General features: G+C 60.8%; 15 protein-coding genes. 14 read left to right on the top strand and 1 reads right to left on the bottom strand.

The genetic code is table 11. From position 1 onward, the window contains the following. Positions 1–51: 51 nt before the first annotated feature. The 12 genes from fabZ to ispD all read left to right on the top strand — a co-directional run bounded on the left by fabZ (position 52) and on the right by ispD (position 14,594). Positions 52–492 (top strand): 3-hydroxyacyl-ACP dehydratase FabZ, encoded by a 441-nt coding sequence (fabZ, locus tag HX803_RS03520; RefSeq protein WP_003172281.1) that lies wholly within the window; start codon positions 52–54, stop codon positions 490–492. Further along, entirely contained in the window at positions 489–1,265 is a 777-nt protein-coding gene (lpxA, locus tag HX803_RS03515) for an acyl-ACP--UDP-N-acetylglucosamine O-acyltransferase (RefSeq protein ID WP_176994696.1), read from the top strand. The genes fabZ and lpxA overlap by 4 nt, the downstream gene beginning before the upstream one ends. A gap of 2 nt (positions 1,266–1,267) precedes the next feature. After that, entirely contained in the window at positions 1,268–2,407 is a 1,140-nt protein-coding gene (gene lpxB / locus HX803_RS03510) for a lipid-A-disaccharide synthase (RefSeq protein WP_178919021.1), read from the top strand. Continuing rightward, positions 2,404–3,036 (top strand): ribonuclease HII, encoded by a 633-nt coding sequence (gene rnhB, locus HX803_RS03505; protein ID WP_178919020.1) that lies wholly within the window; start codon positions 2,404–2,406, stop codon positions 3,034–3,036. The genes lpxB and rnhB overlap by 4 nt, the downstream gene beginning before the upstream one ends. Positions 3,037–3,109: 73 nt before the next feature. Then, a complete protein-coding gene (gene dnaE / locus HX803_RS03500; RefSeq protein WP_178919019.1) occupies positions 3,110–6,631 on the top strand; it encodes a DNA polymerase III subunit alpha in 3,522 nt (1,173 codons plus the stop codon). A 128-nt stretch (positions 6,632–6,759) separates the two neighbouring features. Continuing rightward, complete coding sequence (locus HX803_RS03495) at positions 6,760–7,707, top strand: acetyl-CoA carboxylase carboxyltransferase subunit alpha (RefSeq protein ID WP_016974415.1); 948 nt, start codon at positions 6,760–6,762, stop codon at positions 7,705–7,707. Positions 7,708–7,899: 192 nt separating this feature from the next. Beyond that, positions 7,900–9,225 (top strand): tRNA lysidine(34) synthetase TilS, encoded by a 1,326-nt coding sequence (tilS, locus tag HX803_RS03490; protein WP_178919018.1) that lies wholly within the window; start codon positions 7,900–7,902, stop codon positions 9,223–9,225. Between the two features lie 273 nt (positions 9,226–9,498). Continuing rightward, entirely contained in the window at positions 9,499–11,130 is a 1,632-nt protein-coding gene (locus HX803_RS03485) for a CTP synthase (protein WP_034096253.1), read from the top strand. A 5-nt stretch (positions 11,131–11,135) separates the two neighbouring features. Then, positions 11,136–11,981, top strand: coding sequence for a 3-deoxy-8-phosphooctulonate synthase (kdsA, locus tag HX803_RS03480; protein WP_010212442.1), 846 nt, complete (start codon positions 11,136–11,138; stop codon positions 11,979–11,981). Positions 11,982–12,138: 157 nt separating this feature from the next. After that, positions 12,139–13,428: a phosphopyruvate hydratase gene (gene eno, locus HX803_RS03475; RefSeq protein ID WP_178919017.1), complete on the top strand. Its 1,290-nt coding sequence runs from the start codon at positions 12,139–12,141 to the stop codon at positions 13,426–13,428. 183 nt (positions 13,429–13,611) lie between these two features. Beyond that, the gene (ftsB, locus tag HX803_RS03470; RefSeq protein WP_017137157.1) at positions 13,612–13,890 is read left to right on the top strand and encodes a cell division protein FtsB; all 279 of its coding nucleotides are present in this window, start codon (positions 13,612–13,614) and stop codon (positions 13,888–13,890) included. Further along, a complete protein-coding gene (gene ispD, locus HX803_RS03465; protein WP_178919016.1) occupies positions 13,887–14,594 on the top strand; it encodes a 2-C-methyl-D-erythritol 4-phosphate cytidylyltransferase in 708 nt (235 codons plus the stop codon). The genes ftsB and ispD overlap by 4 nt, the downstream gene beginning before the upstream one ends. A gap of 129 nt (positions 14,595–14,723) precedes the next feature. On the opposite strand, the gene HX803_RS03460 is transcribed toward ispD, so the two are convergent. Then, the gene (locus tag HX803_RS03460) at positions 14,724–15,620 is read right to left on the bottom strand and encodes a LysR substrate-binding domain-containing protein (RefSeq protein ID WP_178919015.1); all 897 of its coding nucleotides are present in this window, start codon (positions 15,618–15,620) and stop codon (positions 14,724–14,726) included. 109 nt (positions 15,621–15,729) lie between these two features. On the opposite strand from HX803_RS03460, the gene HX803_RS03455 reads away from it, so the two are divergent. Beyond that, a complete protein-coding gene (locus tag HX803_RS03455) occupies positions 15,730–16,842 on the top strand; it encodes an S-(hydroxymethyl)glutathione dehydrogenase/class III alcohol dehydrogenase (protein ID WP_010212435.1) in 1,113 nt (370 codons plus the stop codon). Between the two features lie 8 nt (positions 16,843–16,850). Further along, on the top strand, positions 16,851–17,696 hold the full coding sequence (gene fghA, locus HX803_RS03450; protein ID WP_176994706.1) for an S-formylglutathione hydrolase: 846 nt from the start codon (positions 16,851–16,853) through the stop codon (positions 17,694–17,696). Positions 17,697–17,706: the final 10 nt, after the last annotated feature.

The raw sequence follows: 17,706 nt of genomic DNA, 5'->3' as shown, positions 1-17,706 counted from the left end.
CGTGCTTTTAGTCCGCCCGCCCCCAATCTTTATTACAGGCTTCCCCCCGAAATGATGGACATCAACGAGATTCGCGAATACCTGCCTCACCGTTACCCGTTCCTGCTGGTGGACCGCGTAGTGGACCTCAATGTCGAGGAAAAGCGCATTCGTGCCTACAAGAATGTCAGCATCAACGAACCGTTCTTCAACGGTCACTTTCCTGCGCATCCAATCATGCCGGGCGTGCTGATCATCGAAGCGATGGCCCAGGCTGCCGGTATCCTTGGTTTCAAAATGCTTGACCTCAAGCCTGCCGACGGCACGCTTTACTATTTCGTGGGCTCCGACAAGTTGCGTTTCCGCAACCCGGTCACGCCCGGTGACCAGTTGATCCTGGAAGCCAAGTTCATCAGTTGCAAGCGTCAGATCTGGAAGTTCGAATGCCAGGCCTCGGTCGACGGCAAGCCAGTGTGCTCCGCCGAGATCATCTGTGCGGAACGCAAACTATGAGTTTGATTGACCCTCGCGCAATCATCGATCCGTCGGCCGTACTGGCCGCCGACGTTGAGGTCGGCCCGTGGTCGATCATCGGCGCAGGTGTGGAAATCGGCGAGGGGACAGTCATCGGGCCGCACGTGATCCTCAAAGGTCCGACCCGCATTGGCAAACACAATCGCATCTACCAGTTCTCCTCGGTAGGCGAAGACACCCCGGACATGAAGTACAAGGGTGAGGAAACGCGCCTGGTAATCGGTGATCACAACATCATTCGTGAAGGCGTGACCATTCACCGTGGCACCGTGCAGGATCGTGCCGAGACCACGCTGGGTGACCACAACCTGGTCATGGCCTATGCGCACATCGGCCACGACAGCGTGATCGGCAACCACTGCATCCTGGTCAACAACACCGCCCTGGCGGGCCATGTGCACGTTGATGATTGGGCGATCCTGTCCGGTTTCACCTTGGTGCATCAGTACTGCCATATCGGCGCCCACAGCTTTTCCGGCATGGGCACCGCCATCGGCAAGGATGTACCGGCGTTTGTCACGGTATTCGGCAACCCGGCTGAAGCGCGCAGCATGAACTTCGAAGGCATGCGCCGTCGTGGTTTCAGTGAAGATGCGATTCACGCCCTGCGTCGTGCCTACAAAGTGGTCTACCGCCAGGGGCTGACCGTTGATCAGGCGTTGGCCGAACTGGCCGAGCCTGCAGCACAGTTCCCGGAAGTCGCTGTGTTCCGCGACTCGATCCAGGCGTCGACTCGCGGCATCACTCGCTGATCATGGCCAATCTGCGTATCGCGCTGGTGGCCGGGGAAGCTTCCGGCGATATTCTGGGCGCAGGTTTGATGCGGGCCCTCAAGGCCCAGCATCCTGCAGTGGAATTCATCGGGGTTGGTGGCCCATTGATGCAGGCCGAAGGCCTCACCTCTTACTTCCCCATGGAACGCCTGTCGGTCATGGGGCTGGTGGAAGTGTTGGGCCGGCTGCGTGAGTTGCTGGCCCGCCGCAAGTTGTTGATCCAGACACTCATTGAAGAAAAGCCTGACGTTTTCATCGGAATCGACGCGCCCGACTTCACCCTCAATATCGAACTCAGGTTGCGTCAGGCCGGCATCAAGACCGTGCACTACGTCAGCCCGTCCGTGTGGGCGTGGCGGCAGAAGCGCGTGTTGAAGATCCGTGAAGGCTGCGACCTGATGCTGACCCTGCTGCCGTTCGAGGCCAGGTTCTATGAAGAGAAGGGCGTGCCGGTGCGGTTTGTCGGGCATACCCTGGCCGATACCATTCCGTTGCAGGCCGATCGCGCGGCGGCCCGGGCCGAACTGGGCTTGGCCGATGGCCCGCTGGTTGCGTTGATGCCTGGCAGTCGAGGCGGGGAAGTCGGCCGCCTGGGTGCCCTGTTTTTCGATGCGGCCGAGCGTCTGATGGCCTTGAAGCCTGGGGTGCGTTTTGTGCTGCCCTGTGCCAGCCCGCAACGCCGAGTACAGATCGAAACACAGCTGGAAGGCCGCAACCTGCCGTTGACCTTGCTTGATGGCCAGTCGCACCTGGCGCTGGCGGCCTGCGATGCAGTGCTGATCGCCTCCGGCACGGCTACCCTGGAAGCCTTGCTGTACAAGCGCCCGATGGTCGTGGCCTATCGTCTGGCGCCGCTGACCTTTTGGATTCTCAAGCGCATGGTCAAAAGCCCTTACATCTCCTTGCCCAACCTGCTGGCCCAGCGCCTGCTGGTGCCGGAGTTGTTGCAGGACGATGCGACGCCGGACGCCCTGGCGCAAACCCTCTTCCCGCTGATCGAGGGTGGCGAAGAGCAGACCCGCGGCTTCGACGAGATTCACCGCACCCTGCGTCGTGATGCGTCGAACCAGGCGGCAGATGCCGTGCTGACCTTGATCGGCCACAAACAGGAAACCCTATGACGACGCAAATGGGCCTGGATTTCAGCCTGGTTGCCGAAGCCCACGAACTGGTGGCTGGCGTTGATGAAGTCGGACGCGGCCCGTTGTGTGGCGCCGTGGTGACGGCTGCGGTGATTCTTGATCCGAACCGCCCGATCCTGGGCCTTAACGACTCGAAAAAACTCACCGAAGCTCGTCGCGAAAAGCTTTTTGACGAGATCTGCGAGAAAGCCCTGAGCTGGCATATTGCCCGAGCCGAAGTCGAAGAAATCGACGAATTGAACATCCTCCACGCCACCATGCTGGCCATGCAGCGCGCGGTGGAAGGCCTGCACGTCACGCCAAAACTGGCGATGATCGACGGCAACCGTTGCCCCAAGCTGGCCATGCCGGCGGAAGCGGTGGTGAAGGGGGATAGCAAGGTGCCAGCCATTGCCGCCGCCTCGATCCTGGCAAAGGTCAGCCGTGACCGTGAAATGGCGGCTTTCGAATTGATCTACCCCGGCTACGGCATAGGTGGACATAAAGGCTACCCGACGCCCGTTCATCTGGAAGCCCTGGCTCGCCTGGGGCCCACGCCGATCCACCGCCGCTCGTTCGCCCCGGTGCGCCAGGCTTACGAGGCGCGGGAGAGCCTGAGCGAGGTTTAGTCGCGAGGCTGATGTTTTTGCCAAGGCCCGGTACAATCCGGGCCTTGTTGTTTTCCACGTATAAGAGATCACTATGCCGGCTTCATTCGTACACCTACGCCTGCACACTGAATACTCCCTGGTCGACGGCCTGGTACGGATCAAACCGCTGGTCAAGACTCTGGTGGGCATGAACATGCCTGCGGTCGCGGTGACCGATCAGAACAACATGTGTTCCCTGGTCAAGTTCTACAAGAACGCCATGGGCGCCGGCATCAAGCCGATCTGCGGCGCTGACCTGTGGCTCTCCAATAAAGACCCGGATAACCCACTGAGCCGCATCAGCCTGCTGGCGATGAATGGCGTCGGTTACCGCAACCTCACCGAATTGATTTCCCGCGGTTTTATCGACGGCCAGCGCAATGGCTCGATCATCATCGAGCGCGAATGGGTCGCCGAGGCCAACGAAGGCCTGATCATGCTCTCAGCCGCTAAAGAGGGCGAAATCGGTATCGCGCTGCTGGGTGGCAACCCCCAGGAAGCCGAAGTGCTGGCCAGTGAGTGGATGCAGGTCTTTCCCGAGCGTTTCTACCTGGAAGTCCAGCGCACCAACCGCCCCAACGATGAAGAGCACCTGCACGCCGCCGTCGCCCTGGCCGACAAGCTGGGCGCACCCCTGGTGGCCACCAACGATGTGCGCTTTATCAAGAAGGAAGACTTCGAGGCCCACGAAACCCGCGTGTGCATCGGTGAAGGCCGAGCGCTGGATGACCCGCGCCGCTCCAAGAACTACAGCGAAGAGCAGTACCTCAAAAGCGCCGAGGAAATGGCCGAGCTGTTCAGCGACCTGCCCGAGGCCCTGGAAAACTCCGTCGAAATCGCCAAGCGCTGCAATATCGAAGTGAAGCTGGGCAAGCACTTCCTGCCCAACTTCCCGATTCCCGATGGCATGACCATCGATGAGTACTTCCGCAAGGTATCGTTCGATGGCCTGGAAGAGCGGCTCACGGTCCTGCTGCCCAAGGACACTACCGAAGATTACGACGCCAAACGTCAGGTCTACGTCGACCGGCTGAATTTCGAGCTGGATATCATCATCCAGATGGGGTTCCCCGGTTACTTCCTGATCGTGATGGACTTTATCCAGTGGGCCAAGAACAACGGCGTGCCGGTGGGCCCTGGCCGGGGGTCAGGTGCTGGCTCGCTGGTGGCCTATGTGCAGAAGATCACCGACCTCGACCCGCTGGAATATGACCTGCTGTTCGAACGGTTCCTGAACCCGGAACGGGTTTCCATGCCCGACTTCGACGTCGACTTCTGCATGGACGGTCGTGACCGCGTGATCGAATATGTGGCCGAAAAATACGGCCGCAACGCGGTCAGCCAGATCATCACCTTCGGTTCGATGGCCGCCAAGGCTGTAATTCGCGACGTGGCGCGGGTGCAGGGCAAGTCCTACGGCCTGGCGGACCGCCTGTCGAAGATGATTCCGTTTGAAGTCGGCATGACCCTGGAAAAGGCCTTTGAGCAGGAAGAGATCCTGCGTGACTTCATCAAGGTCGATGAAGAAGCCGCCGAAATCTGGGACATGGCCCGCAAACTCGAAGGTGTGGTGCGTAACGTCGGCAAGCACGCCGGTGGTGTGGTTATTGCGCCCACCAAACTCACCGACTTTTCGCCGATCTATTGCGACGAAGAAGGCGACGGCCTGGTAACCCAGTTCGACAAGGATGACGTGGAGGCGGCCGGCCTGGTGAAGTTCGACTTCCTCGGCCTGCGAACCCTGACGATCATCGACTGGGCGCTCAAGACCATCAACCGTGACCGCGCCAAGGTGGGCGAAGAGCCGCTGGACATCGCGTTCATCCCGCTGGACGACAAGCCGACCTACACCCTGCTGCAAAAAGCCGAAACCACGGCGGTGTTCCAGCTTGAATCCCGCGGCATGAAGGAGCTGATCAAGAAGCTCAAGCCCGACTGCCTGGAAGACTTGATCGCACTCGTGGCCCTGTTCCGTCCGGGCCCGCTGCAATCGGGCATGGTGGATGACTTCATCAACCGTAAGCACGGCCGCGCCGAGCTGGCGTATCCGCACTCCGACTACCAGTACGAAGGCCTCAAGCCCGTACTGGCACCGACCTACGGCATCATCCTGTACCAGGAACAGGTGATGCAGATTGCCCAGGTGATGGCCGGCTACACCCTCGGCGGCGCAGACATGCTGCGTCGAGCCATGGGTAAGAAAAAACCCGAGGAAATGGCCAAGCAGCGCGGCGGTTTCATTGAAGGTTGCGCCACCAACAATATTGACGCGGACCTGGCCGGTAACATTTTCGACCTGGTAGAGAAATTCGCGGGTTACGGCTTCAACAAATCCCACTCCGCCGCCTACGGCCTGGTGTCGTACCAGACCGCCTGGCTGAAAGCCCACTACCCGGCGCCGTTCATGGCCGCGGTGCTCTCGGCGGATATGCACAACACCGACAAGGTCGTGACCTTGATCGAGGAAGTGCGCACCATGAAGCTGCGCCTCGACGCGCCGGACGTGAACGCCTCGGAGTTCAAGTTCACGGTGAACGACGAAGGCCGCATCATCTATGGCCTGGGCGCGATCAAGGGCGTGGGCGAAGGCCCGGTGGAAGCCATCACCGAAGCGCGCCAGGACGGGCCGTTCAAGGATCTGTTCGACTTCTGCGCGCGGGTCGACCTCAAGCGCATCAACAAACGTACCCTCGATGGCCTGATCCGCAGCGGCGCGCTCGACCGTCTTGGCCCGTATTTTCATGATGAGCCCAAGGCCTACCAGGCGAACATCGATCGCAATCGCGCGGTGCTGCTGACCGCGATGGAGGAAGCGATCAAGGCCGCCGAGCAAACCGCGCGCACCCACGACAGTGGTCACGCCGACCTGTTTGGCGGGCTGTTCGTCGAGGAAGATGCCGATGTGTACGCTAACCACCGCAAGGCCAAGGAGCTGACCCTCAAGGAGCGCCTCAAGGGTGAAAAAGACACCTTGGGCCTGTACCTCACCGGTCACCCGATTGACGAGTACGAAGGCGAGATCCGCCGCTTTGCCCGTCAGCGCATCATCGACCTCAAGCCTGCGCGGGATACCCAGACCGTTGCCGGCATGATCATCGCCCTGCGGGTAATGAAGAACAAAAAGGGCGACAAGATGGGCTTCATCACCCTCGACGACCGCTCGGGTCGTATCGAAGCGTCACTGTTTGCCGACGCATTCCACTCCGCCCAGTCGCTGCTGCAGACCGACGCCATGGTGGTGGTGGAAGGTGAGGTCAGCAACGACGACTTCTCCGGTGGCCTGCGCCTGCGGATCAAGCGGGTGATGAGCATGGAAGATGCCCGTACCAACCTGGCCGAAAGTCTGCGCTTGAAGGTGAAAACCGAGGCGCTCAAGGGCGATCAGCTACGCTGGTTGGGTGACCTGCTCAAACGCCACCGTGGCGCGTGCCCGGTGACCATGGAGTACACCGGCAGCGACGCCAAGGCCATGTTGCAGTTTGGCGAGACCTGGCGAATTGATCCCGCCGATGGCTTGATTCAAGCTTTGCGTGACCAGTTCGGGCGAGACAACGTCTTCCTCCAATACCGTTGACGGTCAGGGCACCTGATCTCGACTGAACATTTAATCTCGACCTAAACGCGCCTCTCCCTTAAGGTAGGGCGCGAATAGACAACCGGCTGGCCAGGCACTCCCTGGCCGTCGACCCAAGACGGACGCTTATGAACCCGAATTTTCTTGATTTCGAACAGCCGATCGCTGACCTGCAAGCCAAGATCGAAGAGCTGCGCCTGGTCGGCAATGACAATTCGCTGAATATCGGCGATGAAATCTCCCGCCTGCAAGACAAGAGCAAGACGCTCACCGAAGACATCTTCGGCAAGCTGACCAGCTGGCAGATCGCGCGCCTGGCCCGCCACCCGCGCCGTCCGTACACCCTGGACTACATCCAGCACATCTTCACCGAGTTCGACGAGCTGCACGGCGACCGTCACTTCTCCGACGACGCGGCCATCGTGGGCGGTATCGCTCGCCTGGACGACCAGCCGGTGATGGTGATCGGCCACCAGAAAGGCCGTGAAGTGCGCGAGAAGGTGCGCCGCAACTTCGGCATGCCGCGTCCGGAAGGCTACCGCAAGGCGTGCCGCCTGATGGAAATGGCTGAACGTTTCAAGATGCCGATCCTGACCTTCATCGACACCCCGGGTGCTTACCCAGGTATCGACGCCGAAGAACGCAACCAGAGCGAAGCCATCGCCTGGAACCTGCGCGTCATGGCCCGCCTGAAAACCCCGATCATCGCCACCGTGATTGGTGAAGGGGGTTCCGGTGGTGCACTGGCCATTGGCGTGTGCGACCAACTGAACATGCTGCAATACTCGACCTACGCGGTGATCTCGCCGGAAGGTTGCGCCTCGATCCTGTGGAAAACCGCAGAAAAGGCGCCGGACGCTGCCGAAGCCATGGGCATCACCGCAGATCGCCTCAAGGGCTTGGGCATCGTGGACAAGGTCATCGCCGAGCCATTGGGCGGTGCCCACCGCGACCCGGCTGCCGCGTCTGCCACCATCCGTGCTGAACTGGCATCGCAACTGGCGATGCTTAAGAAGCTGGATAACGAAGCGCTGCTGGCCCGTCGCTACGAGCGCCTGATGAGCTACGGTCTCTAAGACCCACGCAATACCCAATGTGGGGGCCAGCTTGTGTGGGAGCGTGGCTTGCCCGCGATGCAGGCGCCTCGGTTATGCAGTTGTACCGAGGTGATGCTATCGCAGGCAAGCCAGCTCCCACACAAGCCAGCTCCCACATTTGCTTTGTGTATGCTGGGCTGACGTACTCCAGATTTGCAGCGGTAACCTGTGATGAAACCAGCTCTGTCCGGCAAACTCCTGCAAACCCTGGCCCCCTGGCGCAATGCCCCGGCCTGGCACATCGCATTCTCGGGTGGCCTTGATTCCACCGTCCTGCTGCACCTCCTGGCCTCTTTGGCAAACACCGAAACCTTGCCACCCCTCAGTGCTGTGCATGTTCACCATGGCCTGCAAGCAACTGCTGACCTGTGGCCGGAGCATTGCCAGTCGGTATGCGACACGTTGGGCGTGCCCCTGCGGATCATGCGCGTGCAGGTCCGGCCCGGTGCCAGCCTTGAGCGTGCTGCCCGCGACGCACGCTACCAGGCCTTCGCCGAAGTGATCGGGGCAGGGCACGTGCTGCTGACGGGCCAGCATCGCGATGACCAGGCTGAAACCCTGCTCTTCCGCTTGCTGCGCGGGGCAGGTGTGCGCGGGTTGGCGGCAATGGCGGTGCAGCGCCCATTGGCGGATGGTTACCTGGTGCGGCCACTGCTGGATGTCTCCCGTGAAGCGCTGGAAGCCTACGCCCACGCGCATCAGCTCAAATGGATCGAAGACCCCTCCAACGCCGACCCGCGATTCTCCCGCAATTACCTGCGTCATCGCGTGTTTCCCGTGCTCACCGAGCGCTGGCCCCAGGCCGTCTCAAGCCTGGCGCGTACTGCGGAGCATCTGAGTGAAGCCCAGGGCCTGCTGGATGAGCTGGCTCGGATGGATCTGCACGCTGCCGATCAACCCTCACCCTCACCCTTTCCCTGGCTGCCCTTGCCGTCCTTGGCTCTTGCGCCCTTGTGCGAGCTTTCCGGCGCCCGCCAGCGCAATGCCTTGCGTCATTGGCTGAACCCACTGACCCGTTTGCCCGACAGTGACCACTGGGCTGGCTGGGATGCCTTGCGCGATGCCAAGGGTGACGCGCAGCCCCTATGGCGCCTGGCGGACGGTGAATTGCACCGTTGTGGCGAGCGTATCTGGTGGTTGCCTGTCACTTGGTCGGATTTTTCGGGCGACGCAGTGAGTTGGACTTGTCCAGAAAAAACATTGGCGTTGCCCGGTAATGGCGAGCTGGAAATCGTCGGCAAGGTGCCCGAAGGGCCGTTCGAGGTTCGCTATCGCCGGGGAGGCGAAATCGTGGAAGTGCCAGGTCGCGGCCGGCGAGACTTGAAGCGCCTGCTGAATGAGTGTGGGTTGCCGGGGTTCGTGCGTGGCAGATTGCCGCTGCTGTATCAGGGCGAGCAATTGCTGGCTGCCCCAACCCTTGCCGGGCTGTGGCGCGGCCCGGCAAGTGACTGGCAATTGCATTGGGTGCCACAGAGCTGCGATAGAGGTTTGAGCTGATAGAGCCTTTCCGGTAGACTACGCTCCCTTCTTGATACAACTTCTGTGGATTCTCCTGAATCGCAGCAGTTGCCGATTACCAAGCAGTCTTTGCTGGGCGATTCCAAAAAATGTGTAGCGATCAACGTACCGGTGTTTCACTGCTGGTCTGTCACAACGCGGCGGTTTTTTTGAAAGGTGCACTGTGATTAATGCAGGTGATCGGGGGCTTCGGCCTTCCTTCGCTTTCCCCGGCGGCTCGGACCGCTTTAACGCAGACTTCTAGGGTTTTTCATGACGCGCTACATATTCGTCACGGGCGGTGTTGTTTCTTCATTGGGGAAAGGCATTGCCTCCGCTTCATTGGCGGCCATCCTGGAGGCGCGGGGACTTAAGGTCACCATGCTCAAGCTGGACCCGTACATCAACGTTGACCCGGGCACCATGAGCCCGTTCCAGCACGGTGAAGTGTTCGTCACCCACGACGGCGCCGAGACCGACCTGGACCTGGGCCACTACGAGCGGTTCATCCGCACGACCATGACCCAGAACAACAACTTCACCACTGGCCGTGTCTACGAGCACGTGCTGCGCAAAGAGCGCCGTGGTGACTACCTGGGTGCAACCATCCAGGTGATCCCGCACATCACCGACGAGATCAAGCGCCGCATCATCAAGGGTGCAGGCGATGCCGACGTGGCGATGGTCGAGATCGGTGGCACCGTGGGTGACATCGAATCCCAACCGTTCCTCGAAGCCATCCGCCAGTTGCGTTTCGAAGTCGGCGCCAAGCGCGCGATGCTCATGCACCTCACCCTGGTGCCGTACATCGCCACCGCCGGCGAGACCAAAACCAAGCCAACCCAGCACTCGGTCAAGGAACTGCGTTCCATCGGCCTGCAGCCGGACGTGCTGGTGTGCCGCTCCGATCACCCGATCGACATTTCCTCGCGTCGCAAGATCGCGCAGTTCACCAACGTTGAAGAACGTGCGGTGATCGCGCTGGAAGACGCCGACACCATCTACAAGATCCCGGGCATCCTGCACTCGCAGGGCCTGGATGATTTTGTGGTCGAGCGTTTCGGCCTGCAATGCGGTGGTGCGGACCTGTCCGAGTGGGACGCCGTGGTCGACGCCAAGCTCAACCCTGAGCACGAAGTCACCATCGCCATGGTCGGCAAGTACATGGAGCTGCTGGACGCGTACAAGTCGCTGATCGAAGCGATGAGCCACGCCGGTATCAGCAACCGTACCAAGGTCAACCTGCGCTACATCGACTCTGAAGACATCGAGAACCAGGGCACTGCGCTGCTCGAAGGTGTCGACGCGATCCTCGTCCCGGGCGGTTTCGGCCTGCGTGGCGTGGAAGGCAAGATCACTGCCGTGCAGTACGCTCGTGAGAACAAGGTGCCGTACCTGGGGATCTGCCTGGGCATGCAAGTGGCCGTCATCGAGTTCGCCCGTAACGTGCTGGGCTGGAAAGACGCCAACTCCACCGAGTTCGACAGCAAGAGCGGCCACCCGGTCGTGGGCCTGATCACCGAGTGGGAAGATGCCACCGGCGCTGTTGAAGTCCGTACCGAAGCGTCCGACCTGGGCGGCACCATGCGCCTCGGCGCGCAAGATTGCCTGCTGGAGCCGGGCTCGCTGGTTCACGACTGCTACGGCAAGGACGTGATCGTCGAGCGTCACCGTCACCGCTACGAAGTGAACAACAACCTGCTGCCGCAGATCAAAGAAGCTGGCCTGAAAATCTCCGGCCGCTCCGGTGATGGCGCGCTGGTTGAAGTGGTTGAAGCACCGGATCATCCATGGTTCGTGGCGTGCCAGTTCCACCCTGAGTTCACTTCGACGCCGCGTGACGGTCACCCGCTGTTCAGCGGTTTCGTCAAGGCTGCACTGACGCAACACCAGAAGAAGGCGTAACCCTGATGGCCCAGAAGATCATTCGCGTCGGCGACATCGAGATTGCCAACGACAAGCCCATGGTGCTGTTTGGCGGCATGAACGTGCTGGAAAGCCGCGACATGGCGATGCAGGTCTGTGAAGAGTACGTCAAGGTCACCGAGAAACTCGGTATCCCTTACGTATTCAAGGCCAGCTTCGACAAGGCCAACCGTTCGTCCGTGACCTCCTATCGCGGCCCGGGCCTTGAAGAAGGCATGCGGATCTTCCAGGACATCAAGCAAGCCTTCGGCGTGCCGATCATCACCGACGTCCACGAGCCTGAGCAGGCTGCCGTGGTCGCCGAGGTGTGCGACATCATCCAGTTGCCGGCCTTCCTGTCGCGCCAGACCGACCTGGTCGTCGCGATGGCCAAGACCGGCGCTGTGATCAATATCAAGAAAGCCCAGTTCCTCGCGCCCCAGGAGATGAAACACATCCTGAACAAGTGCGTGGAAGCGGGTAACGACCAGTTGATCCTCTGCGAGCGGGGTTCGAGCTTCGGCTACAACAACCTCGTGGTGGACATGCTCGGTTTCGGCATCATGAAACAGTTCGAATACCCGGTGTTCTTCGACGTGACCCACGCGCTGCAAATGCCCGGTGGTCGTGCCGACTCCGCGGGCGGGCGTCGTGCCCAGGTGCTGGACCTGGCCAAGGCGGGCATCAGCCAGTCGCTGGCGGGCCTGTTCCTGGAGGCCCACCCGGACCCGGACAACGCCAAGTGCGATGGCCCTTGCGCCCTGCGCCTGGACAAGCTGGAGCCGTTCCTGGCCCAGCTCAAGCAGTTGGACGAACTGGTCAAGAGTTTTCCGACGGTAGAGACCGCGTAAGCCGCGTTTCTCCGGTAGAATTTCCCACGCTTTACGCTCAGGCCTACGGGCCTGAGCCTTGTCGTCTGCAAGCCTGCCTCGTTGTTCCACCCTTGCGGTCGGTCAAAAGATTTCCTTCAGCTGCGTCGTTTTCGTCAACTTTGGAGTGTTTACAACAATGGCAAAAATCGTCGACATCAAAGGTCGTGAAGTTCTCGACTCCCGTGGCAACCCCACCGTCGAAGCTGACGTGCTTCTCGATAACGGCATCATCGGCAGCGCCTGCGCGCCGTCCGGTGCTTCTACCGGTTCGCGCGAAGCGCTGGAACTGCGTGATGGCGACAAGAGCCGTTACCTGGGCAAGGGTGTACTCAAGGCTGTAGCCAACATCAACGGCCCGATCCGTGACCTGTTGCTGGGCAAGGATCCGCTGGACCAGAAAGCCCTGGACCACGCGATGATCAAGCTCGATGGCACCGAAAACAAAGGCAGCCTGGGCGCCAACGCCATCCTCGCCGTGTCCCTGGCCGCTGCCAAGGCTGCTGCCCAGGACCAGGACCTGCCGCTGTACGCTCACATCGCCAACTTGAACGGCACCCCGGGTGTGTACTCGATGCCGGTACCGATGATGAACATCATCAACGGTGGCGAGCACGCCGATAACAACGTCGACATCCAGGAATTCATGGTGCAGCCGGTTGGCGCCAAGACCTTCTCCGAAGGCCTGCGCATGGGCACCGAGATTTTCCACCACCTCAAGGCTGTGCTGAAGGCCCGTGGCCTGAGCACTGCAGTGGGTGACGAAGGTGGTTTCGCACCAAACCTGGCGTCCAACGAAGATGCACTGAAAGTGATCTCCGAAGCCGTGGCCAACGCTGGCTACAAGCTGGGCACCGACGTGACCCTGGCCCTGGACTGCGCGGCCAGCGAGTTCTATGAAGACGGCAAGTACAACCTGTCCGGCGAAGGCCAGGTGTTCAACTCCGAAGGTTTCGCTGACTACCTGAAAGGCCTGACCGAGCGCTACCCGATCATCTCGATCGAAGACGGCCTGGACGAGTCCGACTGGGACGGCTGGAAAATCCTCACCGACAAGATCGGCGAGAAAATCCAACTGGTGGGCGACGACCTGTTCGTGACCAACACCAAGATCCTGAAAGAGGGCATCGACAAGTCGATCGCCAACTCGATCCTGATCAAGTTCAACCAGATCGGCACCCTGACCGAAACCCTGGAAGCCATCCAGATGGCCAAGGCTGCGGGTTATACCGCCGTGATCTCCCACCGCTCCGGCGAAACCGAAGACTCCACCATTGCCGACCTGGCCGTGGGTACTTCGGCGGGCCAGATCAAGACCGGTTCCCTGTGCCGTTCCGACCGTGTTTCCAAGTACAACCAATTGCTGCGCATCGAAGAGCAACTGGCTGGCAAGGCCAAGTACAACGGTCGTGGCGAGTTCCGCGGCTGATCGCTACTTGATGTAAAGCATGGTAAAAAGTCGACGGGTTGCGTCGGAAAAAACTCGATGGAGTGGATTTCGGCGCTAATCTGATGGCTATCAAGCACAAGCCTGGTTTTTCCAGGCTTCGTGCTATCAGTTGCTTCAAAAGTTTTGCATGGCTGTCTTTTTTTACTGGATACCCGGATTTCGATGCGCAGTCCCAATTGGTTGTTCCTCGTCTTGCTCTTGTTGCTGGCTGGCCTGCAATACCGCCTTTGGGTGGGTAATGGTAGCTTTGCGCAGGTGAAAGAACTGACCCAGCAAATTGCCGACCAGCATGCCGAAAACGAACGTCTGCTGGAGCGCAACCGCGTCCTCGATGCTGAAGTGCTTGAGTTGAAAAAAGGCACGGAGACCGTTGAGGAACGGGCTCGTCATGAATTGGGCATGGTCAAGGAGGGCGAAACCCTCTACCAGTTGGCCCAATGAGCAACTCCCTACCGGCCTTCTGGGCCGTGATTCCTGCCGCGGGCGTGGGTGCCCGTATGGCTGCGGACCGTCCCAAACAGTACTTGCAACTGGGCGGGCGCACTATTCTTGAACACAGCCTCGGCTGTTTCCTCGACCATCCTTGCCTCAAGGGCCTGGTGGTCAGTCTTGCTTCTGATGATCCTTATTGGCCTGCCCTGGCGTGTGCGGCCGACCCGCGCATTCAGCGTGCGGACGGCGGCTCGGAACGATCGGGCTCGGTGCTCAATGCCTTGCTGCACCTCAATGCCCTGGGTGCCAGCGATGACGACTGGGTGTTGGTGCATGATGCGGCGCGGCCGAACCTGAGTCGCGATGACCTGGACCACTTGCTTGCCGAGCTGGCGGACGACCCGGTGGGCGGCCTGCTGGCGGTGCCGGCCCGCGACACGCTCAAGCGCGTCGACAAGCGCGGTCGGGTGGTGGAAACCGTCGACCGCAGTTTGATCTGGCAGGCCTACACGCCGCAGATGTTCCGCCTGGGGGCCTTGCACCGTGCGCTGGCTGACAGCCTGGTGGCCGATGCGGTGATCACCGACGAGGCCTCGGCTATGGAATGGTCGGGCCAGGCACCGCGCCTGATTGAAGGGCGCTCGGACAATATCAAAGTAACCCGGCCGGAAGATCTGGAGTGGCTCAGATTGCGGTGGGCTAACCGGCACTAGTCAATTGCACCGCGTCGACTCTTTCGCGAGCAAGCCCGCTCCCACATTTGACCGCGTACATTCTGGAGAAATACGGTCGAATGTGGGAGCGGGCTTGCTCGCGAAGAGGCCAGCACAAACAACCCATACTTACACGCTGTACTCAGGCCGCTGTGCCAACCCCACCTTCAAAAAATCCACCAACTTGCGCACTTTCGGCGACAGATGCCGCTGCTGCGGATACAACGCCCACACCGCCGTATTCGGCGGTTGATGCGCTTCCAACAGAGACACCAGCGCACCGCTGTGCAAATGCTCCAGCACGTAATAATCCGGCAACTGGCACAACCCCACGCCCTGAAGTGCGGCATCCAGCACCGCCTGCCCACTGTTGCAGCGCCAGTTTCCCTGCACGCGCTGGGAGAATTCCCGCCCGTCCTGAGCCAGTTGCCAGATATCCGAGCTGCCGATCAGGCAATTGTGCCGACTCAATTCCGACAAGCTATGTGGCCGACCATACCGTTCCAAGTAGGACGGCGAAGCGCACAAGTACATGCGCCGGGGCGCCAGGCGGCTGGCAACCATGCGTGAATCCTGCAGGCGGCCCAGGCGGATCGCCAGGTCGAGGCCTTCGTGCACCAGGTCCAATTGGCGGTTGGTCAGCTCAATGTCCACGCGCAATTGCGGGTAGAGCGCCATGAACCGCGTGACCAGCGGCACGATAAAGCGCTCGCCGTACGCCACGGCGCAGGTCATGCGCAACATGCCCTTGGGCTCACTGGTGAGGTCGCCGACTGCGCGCAGGGCTTCTTCGCGGCCATCCTGCAGGCGCTGGCAATGCTGCAGAAAGGTCTGGCCGGCCTCGGTCAGGGTGACCTTGCGCGTACTGCGATAGAGCAGGCGGGTTTGCAGGCGTTCTTCCAAGCGTGCCACCTGCCGGCTGATGTGGGACGAAGACACCCCGAGTCGCTCGGCCGCGGCGGTGAATTGGCTGCATTCGGCTACAGCGACGAACTCATCGATGCCTTCCCAGCGGTTTTCCAGCATGGTGATTATCCCCGTACAGCAATAAAGTTTTGCTTTTGGTTGGATTATTAATCAACAGGCCATGTTTTACACTCGCCGTCTCAGTTTTTAACCCCCTGGAGAAACCCGGATGATCAAGTCCCGCGCCGCCGTAGCCTTCGAAGCCAAGAAGCCCCTCGAGATCGTTGAAGTGGATGTGGCCATGCCCAAGGCGGGCGAAGTGCTGTTGCGCGTGGTTGCGTCCGGCGTATGCCATACCGACGCCTACACCCTGTCGGGCGCAGACCCGGAAGGTATCTTCCCGTCGATCCTCGGCCACGAAGGCGGCGCGGTGGTTGAAGCGATCGGCGAGGGCGTGACGTCGGTGGCCGTGGGCGACCACGTGATCCCCCTGTACACCCCGGAATGCGGCAAGTGCAAATTCTGCCTGTCGGGCAAGACCAACCTGTGCCAGGCCATTCGCTCCACCCAGGGCAAGGGCCTGATGCCGGATGGCACCACGCGCTTCTCCTACAAGGGCCAGCCGATTTTCCACTACATGGGGACTTCGACCTTCTCCGAGTACACCGTGCTGCCGGAAATTTCCGTGGCCAAGATTCCTAAAGAAGCGCCGCTGGAAAAAGTCTGCCTGCTGGGGTGCGGCGTCACCACTGGCATCGGTGCGGTGATCAACACCGCCAAGGTCAAGCCAGGCGACACCGTGGCCATCTTCGGCCTGGGCGGTATCGGTTTGTCAGCGGTGATCGGCGCGGTGAAGGCTAAGGCCGGTCGCATCATTGCCATCGACATCAACCCGGCCAAGTTCGAAATCGCCAAGCAGCTGGGCGCTACCGATTGCATCAACCCGAAAGACTACGACCGCCCGATCCAGGACGTGATCGTCGACCTCACCGACGGCGGCGTGGACTTCTCCTTCGAGTGCATCGGCAACGTGCAACTGATGCGCGCCGCCCTCGAGTGCTGCCACAAGGGCTGGGGCGAGTCGGTGATCATCGGCGTGGCCGGTGCCGGCCAGGAAATTGCTACCCGCCCATTCCAGCTGGTTACCGGGCGCGTCTGGCGCGGTTCGGCGTTCGGCGGCGTGCGCGGCCGCAGCGAGTTGCCAAGCTACGTGGAAATGGCCCAGACCGGCGAGATCCCGCTGGACACCTTCATCACCCACACCATGGGCTTGGAAGACATCAACAAAGCGTTTGACCTGATGCATGAAGGCAAGAGCATTCGTACCGTCATCCACTTCTGAGGTCGGCCATGAGTCTGGAAAACCTGTCGTGCCAGAAGAGCTTCGGCGGCTGGCATAAACGCTACAAGCATCATTCCGATGTGCTCGGTTGCGACATGACCTTCGCCGTCTACCTGCCGCCGCAAGCGGAGCAGGGCGGCAAGCTGCCGGTGTTGTACTGGCTGTCCGGCCTGACCTGCACGGATGAAAACTTCATGCAAAAGGCCGGCGCCCAGCGCATGGCGGCCGAACTGGGGTTGATCATCGTGGCACCGGACACCAGCCCCCGTGGCCCCGGTGTGCCGGGCGACCCGGACAACGCCTGGGATTTCGGCCTCGGTGCGGGCTTCTATCTGAATGCCACGCAGGAGCCTTGGGCCAAGCACTATCGGATGCATGACTACGTAGTGCAGGAATTGCCGGCACTGGTTGAAGCGCATTTCCCGGCTTCGGACAAGCGTGGCATCAGTGGTCACTCCATGGGTGGCCACGGCGCGCTGGTGTGTGCGCTGCGCAACCCCGGGCGTTACCAATCGGTGTCGGCGTTCTCGCCGATCAACAACCCGATGGATTGCCCGTGGGGCCAGAAGGCCTTCTCGCGTTATTTGGGCGAAGAGCGCTCTAAGTGGCGCGAATGGGACGCCTGTGTGCTGATCAGCGAAGCCTCGGAAAAACTGCCACTGCTGGTGGACCAGGGCGACCGCGACGATTTCCTCGCGGTCCAGCTCAAGCCCGAAGCCCTGCAGCAAGCTGCCAAGGCGGCCAACCATCCGCTGGAACTGCGCCTGCAACCCGGCTATGACCACAGCTACTTCTTTATCGCCAGCTTCATTGACGATCATTTGCGTCATCACGGACGTGCTTTGCTCGGTTAATGTGAGGCAA

Source organism: Pseudomonas sp. P7548 (genome assembly GCF_013386585.1).
GTDB lineage: Bacteria > Pseudomonadota > Gammaproteobacteria > Pseudomonadales > Pseudomonadaceae > Aquipseudomonas.
Note: the sequence above shows the minus strand (reverse complement) of the source record. Positions and strands in the feature narration are given on the sequence as shown.

What these genes read in the sequence shown, in the direction of transcription:
- HX803_RS03460 (WP_178919015.1), bottom strand. Translation starts at nt 15,620, where the DNA reads ATGCTGGAAAACCGCTGGGAAGGCATCGATGAGTTCGTCGCTGTAGCC.
- kdsA (WP_010212442.1), top strand. Translation starts at nt 11,136, where the DNA reads ATGGCCCAGAAGATCATTCGCGTCGGCGACATCGAGATTGCCAACGAC.
- fghA (WP_176994706.1), top strand. Translation starts at nt 16,851, where the DNA reads ATGAGTCTGGAAAACCTGTCGTGCCAGAAGAGCTTCGGCGGCTGGCAT.
- HX803_RS03495 (WP_016974415.1), top strand. Translation starts at nt 6,760, where the DNA reads ATGAACCCGAATTTTCTTGATTTCGAACAGCCGATCGCTGACCTGCAA.
- ftsB (WP_017137157.1), top strand. Translation starts at nt 13,612, where the DNA reads ATGCGCAGTCCCAATTGGTTGTTCCTCGTCTTGCTCTTGTTGCTGGCT.
- rnhB (WP_178919020.1), top strand. Translation starts at nt 2,404, where the DNA reads ATGACGACGCAAATGGGCCTGGATTTCAGCCTGGTTGCCGAAGCCCAC.
- eno (WP_178919017.1), top strand. Translation starts at nt 12,139, where the DNA reads ATGGCAAAAATCGTCGACATCAAAGGTCGTGAAGTTCTCGACTCCCGT.
- fabZ (WP_003172281.1), top strand. Translation starts at nt 52, where the DNA reads ATGATGGACATCAACGAGATTCGCGAATACCTGCCTCACCGTTACCCG.
- lpxA (WP_176994696.1), top strand. Translation starts at nt 489, where the DNA reads ATGAGTTTGATTGACCCTCGCGCAATCATCGATCCGTCGGCCGTACTG.
- HX803_RS03455 (WP_010212435.1), top strand. Translation starts at nt 15,730, where the DNA reads ATGATCAAGTCCCGCGCCGCCGTAGCCTTCGAAGCCAAGAAGCCCCTC.
- lpxB (WP_178919021.1), top strand. Translation starts at nt 1,268, where the DNA reads ATGGCCAATCTGCGTATCGCGCTGGTGGCCGGGGAAGCTTCCGGCGAT.
- tilS (WP_178919018.1), top strand. Translation starts at nt 7,900, where the DNA reads ATGAAACCAGCTCTGTCCGGCAAACTCCTGCAAACCCTGGCCCCCTGG.
- dnaE (WP_178919019.1), top strand. Translation starts at nt 3,110, where the DNA reads ATGCCGGCTTCATTCGTACACCTACGCCTGCACACTGAATACTCCCTG.
- HX803_RS03485 (WP_034096253.1), top strand. Translation starts at nt 9,499, where the DNA reads ATGACGCGCTACATATTCGTCACGGGCGGTGTTGTTTCTTCATTGGGG.
- ispD (WP_178919016.1), top strand. Translation starts at nt 13,887, where the DNA reads ATGAGCAACTCCCTACCGGCCTTCTGGGCCGTGATTCCTGCCGCGGGC.